At 56.1% G+C, this 19,907-nt stretch carries 16 protein-coding genes, 5 tRNA genes and 1 pseudogene; 15 read left to right on the forward strand and 7 right to left on the reverse strand.

Going from position 1 to position 19,907, the window contains the following annotated elements; translation table 11 throughout:
• The first annotated feature begins 96 nt into the window (after positions 1–96).
• Positions 97–1,110, forward strand: a complete 1,014-nt coding sequence (locus tag C3F35_RS16630; RefSeq protein WP_059307301.1) for a LacI family DNA-binding transcriptional regulator — start codon at positions 97–99, stop codon at positions 1,108–1,110.
• On the opposite strand, the gene C3F35_RS16635 is transcribed toward C3F35_RS16630, so the two are convergent.
• The 5 genes from C3F35_RS16635 to norV all read right to left on the reverse strand — a co-directional run bounded on the left by C3F35_RS16635 (position 1,111) and on the right by norV (position 7,529).
• Positions 1,111–2,763, reverse strand: coding sequence for an SgrR family transcriptional regulator (locus C3F35_RS16635; protein ID WP_103792549.1), 1,653 nt, complete (start codon positions 2,761–2,763; stop codon positions 1,111–1,113).
• 127 nt (positions 2,764–2,890) lie between these two features.
• Positions 2,891–4,381, reverse strand: coding sequence for an N-acetylglucosamine-specific PTS transporter subunit IIBC (gene nagE / locus C3F35_RS16640; RefSeq protein ID WP_103792548.1), 1,491 nt, complete (start codon positions 4,379–4,381; stop codon positions 2,891–2,893).
• A gap of 211 nt (positions 4,382–4,592) precedes the next feature.
• Entirely contained in the window at positions 4,593–4,751 is a 159-nt protein-coding gene (locus tag C3F35_RS26850) for a hypothetical protein (protein ID WP_164530006.1), read from the reverse strand.
• Positions 4,752–4,950: 199 nt separating this feature from the next.
• Positions 4,951–6,084 carry an NADH:flavorubredoxin reductase NorW gene (gene norW, locus C3F35_RS16645; RefSeq protein WP_103792547.1) on the reverse strand — a complete coding sequence of 378 codons (1,134 nt, stop codon included), beginning with the start codon at positions 6,082–6,084 and terminating at the stop codon, positions 4,951–4,953.
• The gene (gene norV / locus C3F35_RS16650) at positions 6,081–7,529 is read right to left on the reverse strand and encodes an anaerobic nitric oxide reductase flavorubredoxin (RefSeq protein ID WP_032613595.1); all 1,449 of its coding nucleotides are present in this window, start codon (positions 7,527–7,529) and stop codon (positions 6,081–6,083) included. Before norV ends, norW begins: the two co-directional genes overlap by 4 nt.
• Before the next feature lie 189 nt (positions 7,530–7,718).
• Here norV and norR point away from each other — a divergent pair, with 189 nt between their 5' ends.
• Complete coding sequence (norR, locus tag C3F35_RS16655; RefSeq protein WP_103792546.1) at positions 7,719–9,233, forward strand: nitric oxide reductase transcriptional regulator NorR; 1,515 nt, start codon at positions 7,719–7,721, stop codon at positions 9,231–9,233.
• Here the strand turns inward: norR and gutQ are convergent.
• Both gutQ and srlR read right to left on the reverse strand, forming a co-directional pair.
• Complete coding sequence (gutQ, locus tag C3F35_RS16660) at positions 9,230–10,195, reverse strand: arabinose-5-phosphate isomerase GutQ (RefSeq protein ID WP_103792545.1); 966 nt, start codon at positions 10,193–10,195, stop codon at positions 9,230–9,232. The two genes, norR and gutQ, sit on opposite strands and share 4 nt — an antisense overlap.
• A pseudogene (gene srlR, locus C3F35_RS16665) lies at positions 10,188–10,403 on the reverse strand (glucitol operon DNA-binding transcriptional repressor SrlR); the annotation flags it as partial. The gene gutQ and the pseudogene srlR, both read right to left, overlap by 8 nt.
• Positions 10,404–10,780: 377 nt before the next feature.
• Between srlR and mltB the strand changes: the two are divergent.
• The 13 genes from mltB (at position 10,781) to C3F35_RS16735 (ending at position 19,887) form a co-directional block, all read left to right on the forward strand.
• On the forward strand, positions 10,781–11,872 hold the full coding sequence (gene mltB / locus C3F35_RS16675) for a lytic murein transglycosylase B (protein ID WP_175637265.1): 1,092 nt from the start codon (positions 10,781–10,783) through the stop codon (positions 11,870–11,872).
• 170 nt (positions 11,873–12,042) lie between these two features.
• Positions 12,043–12,540, forward strand: coding sequence for a nicotinamide-nucleotide amidase (gene pncC / locus C3F35_RS16680; protein ID WP_032613587.1), 498 nt, complete (start codon positions 12,043–12,045; stop codon positions 12,538–12,540).
• Between the two features lie 87 nt (positions 12,541–12,627).
• Positions 12,628–13,686: a recombinase RecA gene (gene recA, locus C3F35_RS16685; RefSeq protein ID WP_032613584.1), complete on the forward strand. Its 1,059-nt coding sequence runs from the start codon at positions 12,628–12,630 to the stop codon at positions 13,684–13,686.
• A gap of 69 nt (positions 13,687–13,755) precedes the next feature.
• Entirely contained in the window at positions 13,756–14,256 is a 501-nt protein-coding gene (recX, locus tag C3F35_RS16690) for a recombination regulator RecX (RefSeq protein ID WP_032613582.1), read from the forward strand.
• A 131-nt stretch (positions 14,257–14,387) separates the two neighbouring features.
• Positions 14,388–17,015, forward strand: coding sequence for an alanine--tRNA ligase (alaS, locus tag C3F35_RS16695; RefSeq protein WP_032613580.1), 2,628 nt, complete (start codon positions 14,388–14,390; stop codon positions 17,013–17,015).
• Between the two features lie 241 nt (positions 17,016–17,256).
• Complete coding sequence (csrA, locus tag C3F35_RS16700; protein ID WP_000906486.1) at positions 17,257–17,442, forward strand: carbon storage regulator CsrA; 186 nt, start codon at positions 17,257–17,259, stop codon at positions 17,440–17,442.
• A 342-nt stretch (positions 17,443–17,784) separates the two neighbouring features.
• Positions 17,785–17,877: transfer RNA gene (locus C3F35_RS16705), tRNA-Ser, on the forward strand.
• A 4-nt stretch (positions 17,878–17,881) separates the two neighbouring features.
• Positions 17,882–17,958 (forward strand) — tRNA-Arg (locus C3F35_RS16710).
• Between the two features lie 196 nt (positions 17,959–18,154).
• Positions 18,155–18,231: transfer RNA gene (locus C3F35_RS16715), tRNA-Arg, on the forward strand.
• 65 nt (positions 18,232–18,296) lie between these two features.
• Positions 18,297–18,373, forward strand: a tRNA-Arg gene (locus C3F35_RS16720).
• Positions 18,374–18,570: 197 nt separating this feature from the next.
• Positions 18,571–18,647, forward strand: a tRNA-Arg gene (locus C3F35_RS16725).
• A gap of 248 nt (positions 18,648–18,895) precedes the next feature.
• Entirely contained in the window at positions 18,896–19,462 is a 567-nt protein-coding gene (gene yqaB / locus C3F35_RS16730) for a fructose-1-phosphate/6-phosphogluconate phosphatase (RefSeq protein ID WP_103792544.1), read from the forward strand.
• Positions 19,459–19,887, forward strand: coding sequence for a YqaA family protein (locus C3F35_RS16735; protein WP_032613573.1), 429 nt, complete (start codon positions 19,459–19,461; stop codon positions 19,885–19,887). Before yqaB ends, C3F35_RS16735 begins: the two co-directional genes overlap by 4 nt.
• The last annotated feature ends 20 nt before the right edge of the window (positions 19,888–19,907 follow it).

Consider the following 19,907-nt stretch of genomic DNA (forward strand, 5'->3'; position numbering starts at 1 on the left):
ATCACCTAAGGGCGCAAAAAGCGTGATCGTCCTGCTGCGACAATTTTCACGCGGTGCAGTACACTGCCGCTCATTAGATTCAGACGGAACAGATTGATGACCACGATGCTGGAAGTGGCGAAGCGGGCAGGAGTCTCGAAGGCAACGGTTTCCCGGGTGCTTTCGGGCAATGGCTACGTAAGCCAGGAGACAAAAGACCGGGTTTTTCAGGCGATTGAAGAGAGCGGCTACCGCCCCAATTTACTGGCGCGCAACCTGGCGACCAAACGTACACAGACCCTCGGGCTGGTGGTGACCAACACCCTCTATCACGGGGTCTATTTCAGCGAGCTGCTGTTCCATGCCGCCCGAATGACCGAGGAGAGAGGGCGGCAGCTGATCCTTGCCGATGGCAAGCACAGCGCCGATGAAGAGCGCGAAGCGATTCAGTATCTGCTCGATATGCGTTGTGATGCGATCATCATCTACCCGCGTTTTCTCAGCGTCGATGAGATGGATGAGATCATCCAGAAACACGAGCAACCGGTGATGGTACTGAACCGTCGGCTGCGTAAAAACAGCAGTCACTGCGTCTGGTCGGATCATAAAGCCTCCAGCCAGGCGGCGGTATCCACCCTCATCGAACAGGGCCACCACGATATCGCGTTTATTACCGGATCGCTGGACTCCCCCACCGGGATTGAGCGTCTTTCAGGCTACAAAGACGCGCTGGCGCAGCACCGCATTCCGCTGCGCGAGTCGCTGATTGTTGAGGGTAAATGGAACCCGGCCAGCGGGGCGGCAGGCGTCGCGACGCTGCTGGCACGCGGCGAGAATTTTACCGCGCTGGTGGCGAGTAACGACGACATGGCGATTGGGGCCATTAAGCAGCTCCACGACAGCGGGATCGCCACGCCGGGCGCGGTTTCGGTAGTGGGTTTCGATGACATTGCGATGGCACCGTATGTGGTGCCCGCGCTCTCCAGCGTGCGTGTGCCGGTGACGGAGATGGTGAAAGAGACCATCAGCCGCCTGATCTTTATGCTCGATGGCGGGGACTTTACTTTCCGCCAGACCTTTGCCGGGGAGCTGATCCTGCGTGATTCGGTTATCCCCGGTCCACACCGTTGATCACAGTCCGGCGGCCGGGGGCAGCCAGGCGCGGGTAAAATCGAGCCAGCCCCCTGCAGTCAGCACCATATCCTGAACGTTTTCCAGGGCGTTGATCCGGTAGCGATAGTGGAATAGCGGCGTGCAGCGCCCCTCCGCCAGCAGGTGCTGGAAAAAGGGCGTCAGATAAGCGTGAAAATGCGCTTCGCTGTCGCTGTTTTGCATTAGCTGCTGTTTCGCGGCCTCCCAGCCCGCCTCGCCTAACGCCGTGGCCCAGGCAGGTTCATAGACAAACCACTCCGCCAGCGCAAAGGCTGCCATCCCGGTGGCCAGATGATCTCCCAGCAGCAGATCGGCATCTGCCAGCGTATCGGGGGCATACCAGCCATCACGATCTTTCCACTCGATGTGCAGTTCACAGCCGTGCGGCTGTAGCTGGAACCGCCAGGTTTCTGCCAGCTCGCGCAGCTCCGGGGTGTTGTAGCACACCAGTTTCAGCCGGGGCGGCAGCTCGATATCAGAGGGGGCGGGCAGGGTGCGTACCCGCAGTGCGGGAAGGATTTCGGTGTGGATCTGCAGATCCTCACGCTTGCCAAAGCACTGCTGGTTAAGGGTCAGGGCGGTCTGACGCAGCCAGGCGGCTAACGGAGCGGGCAGGCTGGCATTCATCATCAGCCACGCAAAACCGCCGCTGGTTGAGGTCACGGCCTCCTGCGGGGCGCTGCCTTTCCCTACCGTAATCCATGCCGGTTTATCGGCTACTGTGCCGGTGCGCCAGAACTCAATGGCGTGCAGCAGGGGATGGGAAGCAAAGTACCAGGGCTGACGCTCGAGGCGTAGAAAATGCGAGTGGTGGCGGGCAATGGCGAACGGCCCGGCACCGACCTCGGGTTGCCGGGGATGCGGCAGGCGGCAGACCGGATGCGCGAGGCGATGCGCCAGCAGGGCATCCGGCGCATGCAGATAAACCGCCAGGCACCAGGGGGCGGCGAGGGTCACCGCATCGATATGCAACAATCCACTGTTGCGCGCCGGGTCGGCGAGCAACTGCTGCACCGCACTCAAAATATCGTCATCGCTCAACGGCTGGCCGTTATGCCAGTGCGCGCCGCTGCGCAGGTAAAAATGCCAGCGCAGCCCGTCGTCGGAGCAGGCCCAGTGGTGTGCCAGATCGGCTACCGGCTGCGCCTGACCCGGTTCGTAACGCGTTAACCCGGCGTGTACTGCGCAGATAATATGCTGTTCGGCGCGCCGACGATGACGAGCCGGGTGCAGGGAGGTTAGCGGGCGATACCAGGGGATGCGCAGCGTCGGCTGATGCTTCAGCCATTTGCCGCCGAGAAAGGGGGTGATGATGTGATGCAGGCTGGCCGGATCGCCATCCGCCAGCTGCAGCGCACTCTGATAATCTCCCTTCTCAAGACAGGCATGCATCAGCGGGGCGCTGAGTTCGCTGGTGGTCACCAGGCAGTGCAGGGTGGCGCGATGCCCGCGTCCCGCCTGGGCGCGCCAGATCAGCCAGCCGCTTTCACTTAGCTGGCGTAACAGAGTTCGGGCGTGGCGTTCGCTGCACAGCGCCACTTCGGCGACCTCGCCGAGGGTGGTGAGTTTTGGCGTAAAGCCGTAATGGACGGTAAGTCGTTGGTACTGGCGGATTTTCTGAAGCTGGCGCATAGCGTTCCCGGGGAATCATCGCAATGGTCAGAGTGTAGGTGGTTTTACGGAAGAAATAAGGGAGAGATGTAGCAACTGTTCCGGTTTTGAAGGCTAACCCCTCTCCCCGTAGGAAGAGGGGGTATCTTTATGCGTTAAGCCGCGCTTTGATTTTTAATGCGATGCTTTCCGCCTGCGGCCCCAGAATCACCTGGGCATTCTGCGTGCCCATCTTCAGGATGCCTTTGGCGCCCAGCGTTTTCAGGGCCGGTTCGTCGAGGACGCTATTATCGACCAGCGTCAAACGCAGACGGGTAATGCAGGCGTCAACCAGCTTCAGGTTCTGTTCCCCGCCCAGCGCAGCAATATACTGCGTGATGGCTTCGTTCTGGTCGTCTGACTCCCCCGTAACGCTCTCGTCATCTTCCCGGCCCGGCGTTTTGAGCTTGAAGACGCGGATCGCGAAACTGAAGACGACAAAATAGATCGCAAAGAACAGGGCAATCAGCGGGATCAGGATCCAGGGTTTTGTGGCTAAGCCCCAGTTCAGCACGAAGTCGATCAGACCCGCCGAGAAACCAAAGCCGTGCAATACGCCAAGGCTGTTGGCAATCACCATGCTCACGCCAGCCAGCACGGCATGCAGGGCATACAGGGCAGGGGCAAGGAACAGGAAGGAAAACTCAATCGGTTCGGTGATCCCGGTCAGGAATGCGGTCAGGGCAACGGAAAGCAGCATCCCGCCCACCGCCGAACGGCGCGCTTTCGGGGCCGCGAAGTACATGGCCAGCGCCGCACCGGGCAGACCGCCCATAAAGATTGGGTAAGCCCATGCCATATAAACACCGGCATGCGGATCGCCTGCGAAGAAGCGATTGAGATCGCCGCGGGTCAGATCGGTGGCGATCTGGGTGATGCTGGAGCCGTCAATGCCCGGCACGGCACCGCCGACCACTAACCCTTTCACCACATCCGGCGCAAGGCAGATATTGTGCAAGCTGCTGGCCGCATCGTAGGTCACCTTCAGGCAGTCGCCGAGGCTGAACCAGAATACCGAGTGCAGAATGTAATGCAGGCCGAAGGGGATCAAGGCGCGGTTAAGAATGCCATAAATAAACCAGCCCGGCTCACCGCTGCGGGAAACCAGCAGGCTGAAAGTATCAATCCCGTGCTGTACCGATGGCCAGACGTAGCCGCAAATCCACGCCAGCAGCAGGCAGATGAGCCCGGTCATGATCGGCACCAGCCGTTTACCGGCAAAGAACGCCAGGAAATCCGGCAGTTTGGTATCAGAGAAACGGTTGTAACAGTGACCCGCCACCACGCCCGCGATGATCCCGGCGAAGAAGGACATGTTAATGGAGGAGTTAATGACTGCCGTGGCTTTGGTCAGCACCAGGAAACCGACAGCGCCCGCCAGGGCGGCAGCACCGGCGTTGTCTTTCGCCAGTCCAATGGCGATGCCGAGCGCAAAGAGCAGGGGCAGGCTGTCAAAAATGCCGCCGCCTGCGCTGGCAATAAAAGGAATATTCAGCACGTCGGGTTGACCCAGACGTAATAAAATCGCGGCGACAGGTAAGGTCGCGATAGGCAACATCAGAGCCTTGCCCAGCCGTTGCAGATAGCTAAATGCGTTCATAATATCCATGTCCAAAAAAGGGGCTTAATTCACGGCGCAAAATAACAGCTTTTCATGAGGGTTGAAACGGCGGGACGTAAAAATGTGATGGGCTTTAAATTAATTCCCCTGCAACTCTTTTGGTATATTTATATTTAAGTAAACAAGGATATGTTTGGTGAATGCTTCCGCTTTTTAGACAATAAAAAAACGGCAGTCGTGCCGTTTTTTATTAATTCTTTTTCGCGCTGACAGGCAGCATCAGCTCTTTCAGGCGCTCGGTGCGCGCCTCCGGGCTAAGGTAAAGCCAGCGGAATAATATGCGTTCGACAGGTTGAACTTTTTTAAAATAGTCAGCAAGGTCGTTAATTTCTTTCAGGAAGGTCGCCATGTTTATCTCCGGCTAATAAATATCCTCTCAGATTAAAAAGAAATCACGGAATAAAACAGGGTGATGTTTTTCGGATGTTCCGTATTTTATTATTTATCGAATTTTAAGATTAATGAAAAATACAAAAAGCCCCGGGGCACCGGGGCTGCGAAAGGCAAAATCTGACAAACATACAACGAGTAGAGCAAGAGTTTGAGGGTTAAACAGGTAATGATTTCAGCAGGGCAAAAGCCTCCTTCATCCGATCTTCACTGACCACAAAGGCGCGTAAATTGCCCTCGATGTCGGCCCCTTTCGCCACCATCCCCTGAGGCTCGATGGCGATCTGCCAGTTCAAATCCTGGCGCTGGGTTTCACCTGCCAGATGCAGCGGCAGTTCCGGCGTTTTGACCTTCACCAGCATCGCCGGTAGTTTCAGTGGTGTATTGGCGCCGAGCAGATTCTTCGCCAGATACATGGCGCTTAACTGGATAGGCTGCAGGAACGGCAGCACCTGGCCATTAATTTCGGCGCAGTCCCCCAGGGCATAGATGTCCGGTTGCGTGGTTTGCAGATAGCTGTCAACTTTCACGCCGCGCTGGGTTTCTGCCCCCGCACGCTGTGCCAGCCCGATTTCCGGGCGCAGGCCGGTGGCGGCAATCACCACATCCACTTCGATGCAGCGATCGCGATCCAGCAGGGCGCAAATGCCGGTATCGGTTTTGGTCAGGCTTTGCAGCTGGGATTTCAGTTGCAGATGCACACCCATCTCGGTCAGGCGATGTTGTAAGCGACTGCTTACTTCGGCTGGCATCAGCGCCGACAGAATGCTGGCGGAATGGTCAACCAGGGTGACTGCTTTCCCGGCCCGGCAAAAGTCCATCGCCAGTTCGCTGCCGATAAGCCCCGCGCCAACAATCATCACCCGCCGGGCATCACGCAGGGTGCTTTCGCAGGCGCGGTACTCCATCTGGCTGTTAAGGGTCAGCATCAGTTCACGGCCAGGAACCGGGGGCACAAAGGCCGAGGCGCCGGTAGCCAGAACCAGTTTGTCATAGGACCACTGGTTGTCTTTCCCTTTGACCACATGCGCCGCCGCATCAATGTTGGTGACCCAGGTGTAAGGGAACAGGCGCAGGTTAAACTGTTCGGCAAACTCCCCCGCCGTCTGGCGGGTGAGGTCGTCGGCGCGCTGACTCTGGCTGATGACGTGGCTTAAGTCTGGCTTGTTGTACTCGTCCATGCTGTCTGCGGCTATCAGCGTCAGCGGGACGTTCGCATCCAGTTTGCGGATATTTTTCACCAGCTGGCGGGCGGCGAAGCCCGAGCCGATAATGACGATACCCTGGCTCATTTTACCTCCGATCCCAGTTCTTCGAAGACGTCTTTACCGAGGGAACATTCCGGGCAGAGGAAGTTATCAGGGACGTCGCTCCACGGTGTGCCTGGCTGGACATCCTGCATCGGCTCACCGGTGGCCGGATCGTAGATCCACTGGCAGACGCTGCACTGCATGCGTGGGCCGAGGTCGGCGGCAGCGGCGGCGGCACAGGCGCAGGCTTCCTGTTCAGGTGTGGCTTTGGCGGTTGCTTCTGGCAGCGGAGCGAGCGCCCACTGACGTGCAATGTCGCGGCCATGCTGACGGCAGATTTCCAGCGCATCCAGATCCGGGCGCCATTTGGCCTTCAGGCTCATCGACATTTCAAAGCCTGCATCCTGCAGACGGGTAGAAAGACGGTCAACCGCACCGCCGCTCCAGCCGTGGGAGCCGAACGCACTGGCGCGTTTGTTACGGAAGCGCAGACCGGTCATCTCTTCGACCAGACCAGCAATTTTCGGCATCATCACGTTGTTCATGGTGGAGGTGCCCACCAGCACGCCTTTAGAGCGGAAGACATTGGTCAGAATGTCGTTCTTGTCGCTGCGCGCCACGTTAAAGATTTTCACCGCCACGTTCGGATCCACTTCGTTGATGCCCTGGGCAATCGCGTCGGCCATCATGCGGGTGTTATTGGACATGGTGTCGTAGAAAATGGTGATGCGATCTTCCTGATAGTCTGCGGCCCATTTCAGGTACTGCTCGACGATCTGGGTTGGGTTATCACGCCATACCACACCGTGGGAGGTGGCAATCATATCCACCGGCAGGTTGAAGCCGAGGATTTCGGTAATTTTTGGCGTAACCAGACGGCTGAACGGGGTCAGGATGTTGGCGTAGTAGCGCTGGCACTGCTCGTACAGTTCAGCCTGATCCACTTCGTCATTGAACAGACGTTCGTCGCAGTAGTGCTGGCCGAAGGCGTCGTTACTGAACAGCACGGCGTCGCCGGTCATGTAGGTCATCATGCTGTCCGGCCAGTGCAGCATTGGGGTTTCAACGAAGATCAGCTGCTTGCCGTTGCCAATATCCAGTGAGTCACCGGTTTTCACCACGTTGAAATTCCACTCTGGATGGTGGTGGTGACCGGTAATGGAGTCGATGGCGTTGTTGGTGCAGTAGATTGGGGTGTCCGGGATGCAGGACATCAGTTCTGTCAGCGCCCCGGCGTGATCTTCTTCCGCATGGTTAATGATGATGTAGTCGATATCGGCCAGGTCAATTTCACTGCGCAGGTTTTGCACGAACTCACGGCTGAACTTATGATCGACGGTATCGATCAGGACATTTTTTTCTTCGCGGATGAGATAGCTGTTGTAGCTGCTGCCGCGCAGTGTTTTGTATTCCGTGCCGTGAAAATCACGTACTTCCCAGTCACGTTGACCAACCCAATGAATATTGTTTTTAACCAGAATAGACATAGCAACCTCAACTTAATACAGCGAAATTAAACGAAAGATGTCAGGGTAATTGCAGGTTGCATGCCAACTTTTTAATTTATTGATTTAAAAGCATTTTAAAAATATTAACCCCTGACGGGTAGTCATTTTGACTGTCATTGATATAGTCAATATGACAAGATGCATTGTCAAAATGACAGCGAGGCGACAATGAGTTTTTCTGTAGAGGTGCTGGCGAAAATCGCCATTGAATTGCAAAGCGGTATCGGCCATCAGGATCGTTTTCAGCGGCTGATCTCCACCCTGCGTCACGTGCTGGATTGCGATGCCTCGGCGTTGCTGCGCTATGAAGGGCGGCAGTTTATCCCGCTGGCGATCGACGGGCTGGCGCAGGACGTGCTGGGGCGGCGCTTTACCCTGGAGGGCCACCCGCGGCTGGAGACCATCGCCCGCGCCGGGGATGTGGTGCGCTTCCCGGCCGACAGCGATCTGCCCGACCCCTACGACGGGCTGATCCCCGGACAGGAGAGCCTGAAGGTGCACGCCTGTATCGGCCTGCCGCTGTTTGCCGGACAAAACCTGATTGGTGCGCTGACCCTCGACGGTATGTCACCGGATCAGTTCGATACCTTCAGCGACGAGGAGCTGAGGCTCATTGCCGCCCTTGCCGCCGGGGCGCTAAACAATGCCCTGCTGATTGAGCAACTGGAGAGCCAGAACAGCCTGCCCGCTGGCCCGGCGGTGTTTGAGCAGGTGAAAAATACCGAAATGATCGGGCTATCGCCGGGCATGGTGAGCCTGAAAAAAGAGATTGAGATTGTCGCGGCTTCCGACCTGAACGTGCTGATCGAGGGAGAAACCGGCACCGGCAAAGAGCTGGTGGCGAAAGCTATCCATGAGGCATCGCCAAGAGCGGTGAATCCGCTGGTCTACCTCAACTGCGCGGCCCTGCCGGAGAGCGTGGCGGAGAGCGAGCTGTTCGGCCACGTGAAAGGGGCCTTTACCGGGGCCATCAGCAACCGCAGCGGCAAGTTTGAAATGGCCGATAACGGCACCCTGTTCCTTGATGAGATTGGCGAACTGTCGCTGGCGCTACAGGCCAAGCTGCTGCGCGTTTTGCAGTATGGCGATATCCAGCGCGTGGGCGACGACCGCAGCCTGCGGGTCGATGTGCGGGTACTGGCGGCCACCAACCGCGATCTGCGTGAAGAGGTGCTGGCCGGGAACTTCCGCGCCGACCTGTACCACCGCCTGAGTGTCTTCCCGCTTTCGGTGCCGCCGCTGCGCGAACGGGGCGAAGACGTGGTACTGCTGGCGGGCTATTTTTGCGAACAATGCCGGTTGCGGATGGGGTTGTCCCGGGTGGTGCTTAGCCCCGGCGCGCGGGCGCATTTGCTGAGTTACGGCTGGCCAGGCAACGTGCGCGAGCTGGAACATGCCATCCACCGGGCGGTGGTGCTGGCCCGGGCGGCGCGGCTGGGGAATGACGTGGTGATCCACGCGCAGCATTTCGCCCTGCATGATGAGAGCACACCTGCGGTCATGCCGGAAAACCCGGTGGTGGTACATCAGAATCTGCGTGAGGCAACGGAGGCGTTTCAGCGCCAGATGATCACCCGGACGCTGGAGCAGAACAGCCGCAGCTGGGCGGCGAGCGCAAGGGCGCTGGAGACCGACGTCGCCAACCTGCACCGGCTGGCGAAACGTCTGGGTCTGAAGGGTTAGATGATACCTGCCTGATAAAAATCCTGCAGGTTGATGGCACCACACAGGCGGCCAGCTTCGTCCACCACCGGGGCGGCGGTGATTTTGCGCTTCATCAGCAGCTCTTTGGCCTCGATGGCGCGGCTTTCGGCATTCAGCGTCAGGCCGCCAGTGGTCATGGCGCTGCTGACGTTAACCTCCAGTTGGCCGCCGCCCACCAGCCAGCGACGCAGGTCACCGTCGGTGAAGACGCCTTTAACCTGGAGGTCATCATCGCAGACCGCCACCAGTCCCAGCCCAGTGCGGCTCAGCTCCATCATCGCATCCATCACGCTGGTATTCAGCTTCACCTGCGGGACTGCCGCGTCGGTGCGCATCAGGTGGTGGACTTTATTCAGCAGGCGCGCCCCCAGTGCGCCGGCAGGGTGGGAGCGGGCAAAATCTTCTTCGTTAAAGCCACGAGCCTGCATAACCGCCATCGCCAGCGCATCGCCCATCATCAGGGTAGTGACGGTGCTGGAGGTAGGGGCAAGGTGCATCGGGCAGGCTTCGCGCTCCACGGAAATATCCAGCGTGGCTTTGGCGGCGAGCGCCAGCGGCGAACGGGCTTTGCCGGTCATCGCCAGCAGCGCGACCGATTTTTCCTGCAGGCGCGGCAGGATCAGATCCAGTTCCTTCGCCGAGCCGGAGTAGGAGATAAACAGCAGTACGTCGCGGCTTTCGATCATACCCAGGTCGCCGTGCAGGGCTTCAGCCGGATGGACAAAAAAGGCCGGCGTGCCGGTGCTGGCAAGGGTCGCGGCAATCTTTTTACCGATATGGCCGGACTTGCCAATGCCCGCGACAATCACTTTTCCTTCGCACTGGATAATGGTGTTTGCCGCACGCACGAAGTCCTCCCCCAGACGTTCCGGCAGGCGGCTGGCCTCCTGCAGTTCCAGCATCAGGGTTTGACGACCCGCGTTTAACAGAAAATCACTCATCTCTCTCTCCGGTTACAATGACTTCGATTCCTTTCTCTTCCAGCGCTTTTTTAAACGCCGGATCGATACCCGCGTCGGTGATCAGCTTATCGACGCTCTCAAGGCTACAGACAATATTGGGGCTTTTACGACCAAATTTGGATGAATCGGCCATCAGGATCACTTCCCGGGCGGCGTTGCACATCGCTTTACTGACGCTGAACACCTTGTATTCTCCCTGCTTTTGCAGAGGGTCGGGAATCGCCGCCTGCTACTGACGGGGTTTCATAGGCGTTGAGTTCTTCGGGTTGCAAAATGATAATTTCGCCAGCTTATAACGTTCACAACGAAATTATCCCTGTTTCAATTTAAGCGCTAATGATAATGCATCCTGACAGTGCGAATCATTAGGCATGATCACACCAGGCTTTAACTCCTGCAACGGAGTGCCGTCTTGGGCAGGAAGAGGATGACGTGGTTGAGAAGAGAACGAATTTAGCTTTGGACGCATAAAGATTTTGCCGTGCGGCTTCGCATCTCTTCCTTGAGGTGTCCCGGATGCTTTACCATACTTGCCTCTTATCGAATTTGTTGAATGGATCTGTCATGTTCAAGCGTCGTTACGCAGCCTTATTGCCTGCGCTTATTCTGCTTTCCGCCTGCAGCAGCAAACCGAAGACCGAAGAGGTTCAGCAAACGGCAGGCGCCCCGTCCGGCGGCTTCCTGCTGGAACCCCAGCATAATGTGATGCAGATGGGGGGCGATTTCGCCAACAACCCCGCGGCGGAACAGTTCATCGACAAAATGGTGAGCAAGCACGGTTTCAATAAAACCCAGCTGCAGGAGATCCTCTCCCAGGCGAAACGTCTGGACTACGTGCTGCGGTTGATGGACCGCCAGGCTCCGACCACGCAGCCCCCGGTCGGGCCGAACGGCGCGTGGTTACGCTATCGCAAACAGTTTATTACCCCGGATAACGTGCAAAACGGCGTAGCGTTCTGGAACCAGTATGAGGATGCGCTGACCCGCGCCCAGCAGGTTTACGGCGTGCCGCCGGAGATCATCATCGGGATTATTGGCGTGGAAACCCGCTGGGGCCGCGTGATGGGCAAAACCCGCATTCTTGATGCGCTGGCAACGCTCTCCTTTAACTACCCACGCCGCGCGGAGTATTTCTCTTCTGAGCTGGAAACCTTCCTGCTGATGGCGCGTGACGAGCAGGACGATCCGCTGGATCTGAAAGGCTCCTTTGCCGGTGCGATGGGCTACGGCCAGTTTATGCCGTCCTCCTATAAGCAGTATGCGGTCGATTTCAATGGCGATGGCCACATTAACCTGTGGGACCCTGAGGATGCGATTGGCAGCGTCGCCAACTACTTCAAAGAGCACGGCTGGACGCAAGGCCAGCCGGTGGCAATCCTCGCGAACGGCCAGGCGCCAGGGCTGGAGAACGGCTTTAAAACCCGCTACAGCACCGCACAGCTGACCGCGGCAGGGTTAACGCCGCAGCAGCCGCTGAATGGCAATCAGCAGGTCAGCCTGCTGCGTCTGGATATCGGTACCGGCTACCAGTACTGGTACGGTCTGCCGAACTTCTACACCATCACCCGCTACAACCACAGCACGCACTATGCGATGGCGGTCTGGCAGTTGGGGCTGGCCGTGGCGCAGGCGCGCGTAAGCTCGCCGTTCAGTTAACGCTGCCTCTTCTTGCCGAAAAGTGGGTGGCGTGGTGCCACTCACTTTTAAATTACCCTGACGGCCAGGTTAATTTTTCTGAAGCACCCTCGTAAAACCTTCACCTCATCCTCATATCTACAGGCTAAAGTGCTATCTTGTGCTGCACGTTTTTAAGGAGCCAAAACGATATGACTGACCATGAATTGATGCAGCTCAGTGAGAGCGTCGGGCAGGCGTTAAAACAGCGCGGTGCCACGCTCACCACTGCCGAGTCCTGTACCGGTGGCTGGGTGGCAAAAGTGATCACTGATATTGCTGGCAGTTCCGCCTGGTTTGAACGCGGGTTTGTCACCTACAGTAATGAAGCGAAAGCGCAAATGATCGGCGTACGGGAACCTACGCTTATCGAGCATGGCGCGGTCAGCGAGCCGGTTGTCATCGAGATGGCGATTGGTGCCCTGCGTGCCGCCCGCGCGGACTATGCTATCTCTATTAGTGGCATTGCCGGGCCGGACGGCGGCAGCGATGAAAAGCCTGTCGGAACGGTCTGGTTTGGCTTTGCGACAGCGCAAGGGGAGGGGATTACCCGGCGGGAATGCTTCAGCGGCGACCGTGAAAGCGTGCGTCGTCAGGCCACCGTTTATGCGTTAAAAACGCTCTGGCAACAATTTCTACAAAACACTTGATACTGTATGAGCATACAGTATAATTGCCCCAACAGAACAGAAATCCAAGGTGAAGCGCAGTTGTTTCACCCGGCATGAGAGGAAAAAATGGCTATCGACGAAAACAAACAGAAAGCGTTGGCGGCAGCACTGGGCCAGATCGAAAAGCAATTCGGTAAAGGTTCCATCATGCGCCTGGGTGAAGATCGTTCCATGGATGTAGAAACTATCTCCACCGGTTCGCTTTCGCTGGATATTGCACTGGGTGCTGGCGGCCTGCCTATGGGTCGTATCGTAGAGATCTACGGGCCAGAATCCTCCGGTAAAACCACCCTGACGTTACAGGTCGTGGCTGCTGCACAGCGCGAGGGCAAAACTTGTGCCTTTATCGATGCTGAGCATGCGCTGGATCCGGTCTACGCACGTAAACTGGGTGTTGATATCGACAACCTGCTCTGCTCCCAGCCGGATACCGGTGAGCAGGCACTGGAAATCTGTGACGCACTGGCGCGCTCTGGCGCAGTAGACGTAATTATCGTCGACTCCGTTGCAGCCCTGACGCCAAAAGCAGAAATCGAAGGCGAAATCGGTGACTCTCACATGGGCCTCGCGGCACGTATGATGAGCCAGGCGATGCGTAAGCTGGCCGGTAACCTGAAGCAGTCCAACACGCTGCTGATCTTCATCAACCAGATCCGTATGAAGATTGGTGTGATGTTCGGTAACCCGGAAACCACCACCGGTGGTAACGCGCTGAAATTCTACGCCTCTGTGCGTCTGGATATCCGCCGTATCGGTGCCGTGAAAGACGGTGAAAACGTGGTGGGTAGCGAAACCCGCGTGAAGGTTGTGAAGAACAAGATTGCTGCGCCGTTTAAACAGGCTGAGTTCCAGATCCTCTACGGTGAAGGTATCAACTTCTACGGCGAACTGGTTGACCTGGGCGTGAAAGAGAAGCTGATTGAGAAAGCGGGTGCCTGGTATAGCTACAACGGTGACAAGATTGGTCAGGGTAAAGCGAATGCTATCTCCTGGCTGAAAGAGAACCCGGAAGCAGCAAAAGAGATCGAGAAGAAGGTGCGTGAGCTTCTGCTCAGCAACCAGGATTCCAAACCGCAGTTCGCTGTTGATGGCGAAGGCGTTGAAGAAACCAACGAAGATTTCTGATAATCGGATGTAATAGACAAGGGTCGCTTAGTGCGGCCCTTTTGCTTTTTGACTGCAGCAGGTTTATCTATGAATGAATCCCCAGCACGTCGTCCTGCTTATAACCGTCTGTTAGATCGCGCTGTGCGTATTCTTGCCGTTCGCGATCACAGCGAACAGGAGCTTCGCCGCAAGCTCGCCGCGCCGGTAATGAGCAAAAACGGACCAGAAGCCATCGATGCCACGGCAGAAGATTACGATCGGGTGGTCGCCTGGTGCTATGAGCACAGCTATCTGGACGATACCCGGTTTGTCTTGCGCTTCATTGCCAGCCGCAGCCGTAAAGGGTACGGTCCAGCTCGCATCCGTCAGGAGCTAAATCAAAAAGGTATCGCCCGCGAAACCAGCGAAAAGGCGATGCGTGAATGCGACATTGACTGGTGCGAACTGGCGCGGGAACAGGCCGTACGGAAGTATGGCGAGCCTTTGCCGCGGGAGTTTTCGGAAAAAGTCAAAATCCAGCGCTTTTTGCTTTATCGCGGCTTCCTTATGGAAGATATTCAGGATATCTGGCGTAATTTTACCGAATGAACGCATGCGGGATTTTACTTCCCTTTAAAGAAAACTTATCTTATTCCCACTTTTTTCAGTAGCTGGTCCGTCCAACAAAGGTTGTGTAGCGACCCGCTGTGACATTTCGTTAGCTTGATTTCAGGATAATTATGAGCAAGAGCACCGCTGAGATCCGACAGGCGTTTCTCGATTTTTTCCATAGTAAGGGACACCAGGTTGTTGCCAGCAGCTCCCTGGTACCGAACAACGATCCAACTTTACTGTTTACCAACGCCGGGATGAACCAGTTCAAGGATGTCTTCCTTGGTCTCGACAAGCGTAATTATTCTCGCGCAACCACCTCGCAGCGCTGCGTGCGTGCGGGCGGTAAACATAACGATCTGGAAAACGTCGGTTACACCGCACGTCACCACACCTTCTTCGAAATGCTGGGTAACTTCAGCTTCGGCGATTATTTCAAACACGATGCTATCCAGTACGCATGGGAACTGCTGACCGGTGAAAACTGGTTCAACCTGCCGAAAGAGCGTCTGTGGGTTACCGTCTACGAAACCGATGACGAAGCCTATGAAATCTGGGAAAAAGAAGTGGGTATCCCGCGCGAACGTATTATTCGCATCGGCGATAACAAAGGCGCACCTTACGCGTCTGACAACTTCTGGCAGATGGGCGATACCGGTCCATGCGGTCCATGCACCGAAATCTTCTACGATCATGGCGATCACATCTGGGGCGGCCCTCCGGGCAGCGCAGAAGAAGACGGCGACCGTTACATTGAGATCTGGAACATCGTCTTCATGCAGTTCAACCGTCAAATCGACGGCACCATGGAGCCGCTGCCGAAGCCATCCGTAGATACCGGTATGGGTCTGGAGCGTATTGCCGCAGTACTGCAGCATGTTAACTCCAACTACGACATCGATCTGTTCAGCAACCTGATTAAGTCTGTTGCCGAAGTGACTGGCGCAACCGATCTGAGCAACAAATCTCTGCGCGTTATTGCTGACCACATCCGCTCCTGTGCCTTCCTGATTGCTGACGGCGTGATCCCGTCGAATGAAAACCGTGGCTATGTGCTGCGCCGTATCATTCGTCGTGCTATCCGTCACGGCAACATGCTGGGCGCGAAGGACACCTTCTTCTACAAACTCGTTGGGCCACTGGTTGGCGTGATGGGTGCAGCCGGCGATGAACTGAAACGCCAGCAGGCACAGGTTGAGCAGGTTCTGAAAACCGAAGAAGAGCAGTTTGCCCGTACGCTGGAACGTGGTCTGGCCCTGCTGGATGACGAACTGTCGAAGCTGAAAGGCGATACGCTGGATGGTGAAACCGCCTTCCGTCTGTATGATACCTACGGCTTCCCGGTTGACCTGACGGCTGACGTCTGCCGCGAGCGCAACATCAAAGTTGACGAAGCAGGCTTTGAAGCGGCAATGGAAGAGCAGCGCCGCCGCGCGCGTGAGTCCAGCGGTTTTGGTGCCGACTACAACGCGATGATCCGTGTTGATGGCAGCAGCGAATTCGAAGGTTATGAGCATCTCGAAACCAACGGCAAAGTGACCGCTCTGTTTGTTGACGGCAAAGCCGTGGACAGCATCAGCGCAGGTCAGGCTGCGGTTGTGGTTCTGGATAAGACGCCGTTCTATGCAGAATCAGGTGGCCAGGTTGGCGACAAAGGCGAGCTGAAAGGCAGTGATTTCAGCTTTGCGGTGAACGACACACAGAAATACGGCCAGGCGATTGGTCATCAGGGTACGCTGGCCTCCGGCACGCTGAAAGTGGGCGAGGGCGTTCAGGCTATCGTTGATGAAGCGCGCCGCGCACGTATCCGTCTGAACCACTCCGCGACGCACCTGATGCACGCCGCGCTGCGCCAGGTTCTGGGCACGCACGTTGCGCAGAAAGGCTCGCTGGTCAACGACAAAGTGCTGCGTTTCGACTTCTCCCATTTCGAAGCGATGAAACCGTCGGAAATCCGTGCGGTAGAAGATCTGGTGAATGCCCAGATCCGTCGCAACCTGCCGATCGAAACCAATATCATGGATCTCGACGCGGCGAAGAACAAAGGCGCAATGGCCCTGTTCGGTGAGAAGTATGACGAACGCGTTCGCGTGCTGAGCATGGGCGATTTCTCCACCGAGCTGTGCGGCGGTACGCACGCCAGCCGTACGGGCGACATCGGTCTGTTCCGTATTGTGTCTGAATCGGGTACGGCGGCAGGTGTTCGTCGTATTGAAGCGGTCACTGGCGAAGGCGCGATTGCATTACTGCATGCGCAGAGCGATCAACTGCACGACATCGCGCAGTTGCTGAAGGGCGATAGCCAGAACCTGGGCGAAAAAGTGCGCAGCGTGATGGAACGTACCCGTCAGCTGGAAAAAGAGTTGCAGCAGCTGAAAGAACAGGCCGCCGTTGCTGAGAGCGCAAATCTCTCCAGCAAAGCGGTTGAGATTAACGGCGTCAAACTGCTGGTCAGCGAACTGGCAGGCGTGGAGCCGAAAATGCTTCGTACCATGGTCGACGATCTGAAGAACCAGCTCGGTTCAACCATTATCGTTCTGGCAACGGTAGCAGAAGGTAAGGTTTCTCTGATTGCGGGCGTATCTAAGGACGTGATCGACCGTGTGAAAGCAGGGGAGCTGATTGGTATGGTCGCTCAGCAAGTGGGCGGTAAAGGCGGCGGTCGTCCAGACATGGCGCAAGCCGGTGGTACAGACGCAGCAGCCCTTCCAGCGGCACTGGCCAGTGTTGAAAGCTGGGTAAGTTCTAAACTGTAATAATTACAAAGCGTGCACAGACGCCATAACGACAACGTTATGGCGTACTGCGCTCTACGCTATCGATAATGATAAAGTCAGGTTGAGTTTGTGTATATCGGCTAAACTTACGTTTAACAGATTGTGATGCCGTGACTACCTACACATTACGTGTTTGTCATCGCTTACTTTTTGGCGTTATATGATGGATAATGCCGGGATACAAGAGACCCGACTCTTTTAATCTTTCAAGGAGCAAAGAATGCTGATTCTGACTCGTCGAGTTGGTGAGACCCTCATGATTGGGGATGAGGTCACCGTGACAGTTTTAGGGGTAAAGGGCAACCAGGTACGTATTGGTGTGAACGCCCCTAAAGAAGTCTCTGTTCATCGTGAAGAGATCTACCAGCGTATCCAGGCTGAAAAATCCCAGCAGTCCAGTTACTGATATTATCGCGTCTCGCTGTCTGGCGAGACGCAACCCTCCCGATATATTCCTTGTCAAAAGTTACCGTTCGATTTCAATTGCTCTCTTTTTAACCTTCTGCAATCAGCTTTCACCTCCACAACAACGCTTTCTACTCCCACATAACTGCCAGCTGGCCAGTAAAATGTGCTTATAAAACACCCTTCTTGCGGCTTTTACATGCGAATTGCCTGCGATTTGTGCAAACGATAAAAGCTTGTGGAAAATTGTTTGACTTATAAGTCCCAGAAAGTAATATATGCGCCACGCAGCGACGAGAAGCTCTTAACGAGTTACTCGAAGCACTCGAAAGAGGCGTTGTGTGGTGAGGTGGCCGAGAGGCTGAAGGCGCTCCCCTGCTAAGGGAGTATGCGGTCAAAAGCTGCATCCGGGGTTCGAATCCCCGCCTCACCGCCATTTTGCATCCGTAGCTCAGCTGGATAGAGTACTCGGCTACGAACCGAGCGGTCGGAGGTTCGAATCCTCCCGGATGCACCATCTTCTCCGAGATAGCAGCTAAACTGTTGTTTCATGCTATGCGAGATAATCGCGAGCACCAGGGAGGATAGCGTTGCTTTAGCAACGACCCGTAGGGCGAGGCGCAGCCGAGTAATACTCCCGGATGCACCATCTATTACTTCATATTGCTTTCGAAGTGATATGAGTATCGAGTAGTACAGTAGTAAATCCTGATGCATCCGTAGCTCAGCTGGATAGAGTACTCGGCTACGAACCGAGCGGTCGGAGGTTCGAATCCTCCCGGATGCACCATCTTTTACTTTGTGTTGCTTATGAAGCAATACTGAGTATCGAGTAGTACAGCAGTAAATCCCGATGCATCCGTAGCTCAGCTGGATAGAGTACTCGGCTACGAACCGAGCGGTCGGAGGTTCGAATCCTCCCGGATGCACCATATTCTCCGAGATAGCAGCCAGACTGTTGTTTCATGCTCTGCGAGATAATCGCGAGCACCAGGGAGGATAGCGTTGCTTTAGCAACGACCCGTAGGGCGAGGCGCAGCCGAGTAATCCTCCCGGATGCACCATCTTTTACTTTGTGTTGCTTATGAAGCAATACTGAGTATCGAGTAGTACAGCAGTAAATCCCGATGCATCCGTAGCTCAGCTGGATAGAGTACTCGGCTACGAACCGAGCGGTCGGAGGTTCGAATCCTCCCGGATGCACCATCTTCTCCGAGATAGCAGATAAACTGTTGTTTCATGTTCTGCGAGATAATCGCGAGCACCAGGGAGAATAGCGTTGCTTTAGCAACGACCCGCAGGGCAAGGCGCAGCCGAGTAATCCTCCCGGATGCACCATCTTCTTCCTCATTGTTTATTCCTTCGACGTTCCGTAAGCAATCACCTTCTCTGTCAGCGACAAAAACCATCATTTACGATAAAGTAATGCTTTGTAATCCTTTTGCGAGAGCACGATGTACGCACAGTATGACGGTTTGATCTTCGATATGGATGGCACCATCCTGGACACCGAGCCAACGCATCGTAAAGCCTGGGCTGATGTCCTCGGCCGTTACGGAATGCGTTTCGACTTACAGGCCATGATTGCCCTCAACGGATCGCCTACCTGGCGTATTGCGCAGGCCGTGATTGAACTGAATCAGGCCGATTTCGACCCCCATCTGCTCGCGCGTGAAAAAACCGATGCGGTAAAAGCGATGCTGTTAGATACCGTGCGCCCTTTGCCATTAATCGAGGTGGTAAAAGAGTGGCACGGACGTCGGCCAATGTCGGTCGGGACGGGCAGTGAGAGCGCGATCGCAGAGGCATTACTCAACCACCTTGGCCTGCGCCGCTACTTTTCTGCGGTTGTCGCGGCCGATCATGTTAAAAATCACAAGCCCGCCCCGGACACCTTCCTGCTGTGTGCAGAGCTGATGGGTGTCCCCGCTGCCAGGTGCGTCGTGTTTGAAGATGCCGACTTCGGTATTCAGGCGGCGCACGCTGCCGGCATGGACGCAGTGGACGTTCGCTTACTGTGAGTGACTTGCTGTCACTGTCCTCATTATTCGCCAGCAGTTTTTTAAGCGCCACGCTCCTGCCGGGAAATTCGGAAGTGGTACTGGTGGCGATGCTATTGTCCGGCGTAAGTCAGCCCTGGTTGCTTGTGTTAATAGCAACAATGGGTAATAGCTTTGGAGGGCTGACTAACGTTATTCTTGGGCGATTCTTTCCGCTACGCAAAACGTCGCGCTGGCAGGAAAAGGCAGTCGGCTGGCTAAAACGCTATGGCGCTGCCACGCTGTTATTAAGCTGGATGCCGGTAATCGGTGATTTACTGTGCCTGCTGGCGGGATGGATGCGCATCTCCTGGGGGCCTGTGCTCTTTTTTTTATGCCTGGGCAAGGCGCTGCGCTACGTTCTCGTGGCAGTGGTGACGATGCAGGGCATGACGTGGTGGCACTAATTGGACTGTTTGTGACCATG

It is taken from the genome of Leclercia sp. LSNIH3 (assembly GCF_002935105.1).
GTDB lineage: Bacteria > Pseudomonadota > Gammaproteobacteria > Enterobacterales > Enterobacteriaceae > Enterobacter > Enterobacter adecarboxylatus.

Coding starts and splice junctions, on each gene's coding strand:
- C3F35_RS16630 (WP_059307301.1), top strand. CDS start 97: ATGACCACGATGCTGGAAGTGGCGAAGCGGGCAGGAGTCTCGAAGGCA.
- C3F35_RS16635 (WP_103792549.1), bottom strand. CDS start 2,763: ATGCGCCAGCTTCAGAAAATCCGCCAGTACCAACGACTTACCGTCCAT.
- nagE (WP_103792548.1), bottom strand. CDS start 4,381: ATGAACGCATTTAGCTATCTGCAACGGCTGGGCAAGGCTCTGATGTTG.
- C3F35_RS26850 (WP_164530006.1), bottom strand. CDS start 4,751: ATGGCGACCTTCCTGAAAGAAATTAACGACCTTGCTGACTATTTTAAA.
- norW (WP_103792547.1), bottom strand. CDS start 6,084: ATGAGCCAGGGTATCGTCATTATCGGCTCGGGCTTCGCCGCCCGCCAG.
- norV (WP_032613595.1), bottom strand. CDS start 7,529: ATGTCTATTCTGGTTAAAAACAATATTCATTGGGTTGGTCAACGTGAC.
- norR (WP_103792546.1), top strand. CDS start 7,719: ATGAGTTTTTCTGTAGAGGTGCTGGCGAAAATCGCCATTGAATTGCAA.
- gutQ (WP_103792545.1), bottom strand. CDS start 10,195: ATGAGTGATTTTCTGTTAAACGCGGGTCGTCAAACCCTGATGCTGGAA.
- mltB (WP_175637265.1), top strand. CDS start 10,781: ATGTTCAAGCGTCGTTACGCAGCCTTATTGCCTGCGCTTATTCTGCTT.
- pncC (WP_032613587.1), top strand. CDS start 12,043: ATGACTGACCATGAATTGATGCAGCTCAGTGAGAGCGTCGGGCAGGCG.
- recA (WP_032613584.1), top strand. CDS start 12,628: ATGGCTATCGACGAAAACAAACAGAAAGCGTTGGCGGCAGCACTGGGC.
- recX (WP_032613582.1), top strand. CDS start 13,756: ATGAATGAATCCCCAGCACGTCGTCCTGCTTATAACCGTCTGTTAGAT.
- alaS (WP_032613580.1), top strand. CDS start 14,388: ATGAGCAAGAGCACCGCTGAGATCCGACAGGCGTTTCTCGATTTTTTC.
- csrA (WP_000906486.1), top strand. CDS start 17,257: ATGCTGATTCTGACTCGTCGAGTTGGTGAGACCCTCATGATTGGGGAT.
- yqaB (WP_103792544.1), top strand. CDS start 18,896: ATGTACGCACAGTATGACGGTTTGATCTTCGATATGGATGGCACCATC.